Consider the following 1,456-nt stretch of genomic DNA (forward strand, 5'->3'; position numbering starts at 1 on the left):
GACCGCCTGCAGGTCTTCGTGCTGCCGGAAAGCCGCTTCACCGCCGCCGGCCTTGCCTCGGCGCTTGCCGGTGGATCGCCGCCCATCATCGTGCGCAATCACGAGGTCGAACGCGGCCATTTCTTCCTCGACCCCTGCAATCTTCATCCCGGAGAGGCGGAGAGCGTCGCCGAACGGCTGCGCGCCCTGTTAACCGCGAAGGACCGGCCCGCCGACGCCATGAAGATTGCTCGCAAGGACTCTTCCGGCGCCTTACGCTGGCCGGATTGAGCGCCAAGCGGACCAACGAACCCAAAGCACCGGCTGATCACGTGACTGTGAACAGCCGGATGCGTACGCGGCGGGAATAAATCTCGGCCGCAACGGGTCTCCTCGACATAGGCCGCTACAGGCGTTGAGGAGATCCGCATGTCCGTCATCATGAACACGACAGCGAACATGGCCGCGGCGTCGGCGGCCGCCATGTGCTGGAGCGCATGACCTCAACCGGCCTCTCTCCCATGATGCACGGCTTTCCCATTGCGCTTGACACTGGTGACGCAGATGAATTCACTTTCGCCACGGCAGGCGGCTTTGCCTGTTGCCGAGGGTTTCGCCCGCACGGGCGGGGCGAGACCGCCGGTATTGCTTGAAAGCGCACGGCCTGTTCCTCGTGGAGTATCGGATGGTGCTGCTTTGAGCGAGAAGGCCGGAGCCGAGCGCTTCAGCGAGGTGGTGCTGCCTCATCTCGGTGACGCGCTGGCGCTTGCCCGCTGGTTGACCGGCAATGGCGCCGATGCCGAGGACGTCGTGCAGGACGCCTGCATAAAGGCGCATGCGGGCATATCAGGCTATGCCGGCGGCAATGCCCGCGCCTGGCTGCTGACCATCGTGCGCAACACCGCCTATACCTGGATGTCGCGCAACCGGCCGCGCGGCAGGTTGGCCGTCGGTGAGCTCGGCGAGCTCGACGAGATGGCGGCGGCACACGGCATCAGCGTGCCGGACGAGTATGGTCCGGAGGCAAGCCTGATCGCCAAGGCCGACACGGTGGCGCTTGAAACGGCGATAGCAGCCCTGCCGCAGCCGTTTCGCGAGACGCTTGTGCTGCGCGACATCAGCGGCCTCAGCTATCGCGAGATAGCGGCCATGCTCGGCGTGCCGATGGGCACGGTGATGTCCAGGCGGGCTCGCGCGCGGAGCCTGCTTATGTCTGACCTGGGGAGAGCGCCATGACCATGCATGACGATGGACTGCCCAATGATCCGGAAGGCATCAGGCTGATGATCCACGCCCTCGTCGATGGCGAACTTGATGCAGCGGCCGCGCTTGCGGTGGAGCGGCGCATTGCGGCCGATCCGCGGCTTGCCTCGGAGCATGCCCGCATCGTGGCCTTGCGGGGCGCGGTCAGCCGCCTGCCGCGCCCAGATGTCGGCGACGCCTTTCGCGCGCGCATCGCGGCCATTGGCACTGCGGC

General features: G+C 66.3%; 1 protein-coding gene and 2 pseudogenes. All 3 read left to right on the plus strand.

Annotated elements, in window-relative coordinates:
* A pseudogene (locus FJ980_RS31415) lies at positions 1–270 on the plus strand (hypothetical protein); the annotation flags it as partial.
* A gap of 405 nt (positions 271–675) precedes the next feature.
* Complete coding sequence (locus tag FJ980_RS31420) at positions 676–1,215, plus strand: sigma-70 family RNA polymerase sigma factor (RefSeq protein ID WP_140547415.1); 540 nt, start codon at positions 676–678, stop codon at positions 1,213–1,215.
* A pseudogene (locus FJ980_RS31425) lies at positions 1,212–1,456 on the plus strand (anti-sigma factor); the annotation flags it as partial. The gene FJ980_RS31420 and the pseudogene FJ980_RS31425, both read left to right, overlap by 4 nt.

This window comes from Mesorhizobium sp. B1-1-5, from assembly GCF_006443065.1.
In the GTDB taxonomy this organism is placed as follows: domain Bacteria; phylum Pseudomonadota; class Alphaproteobacteria; order Rhizobiales; family Rhizobiaceae; genus Mesorhizobium.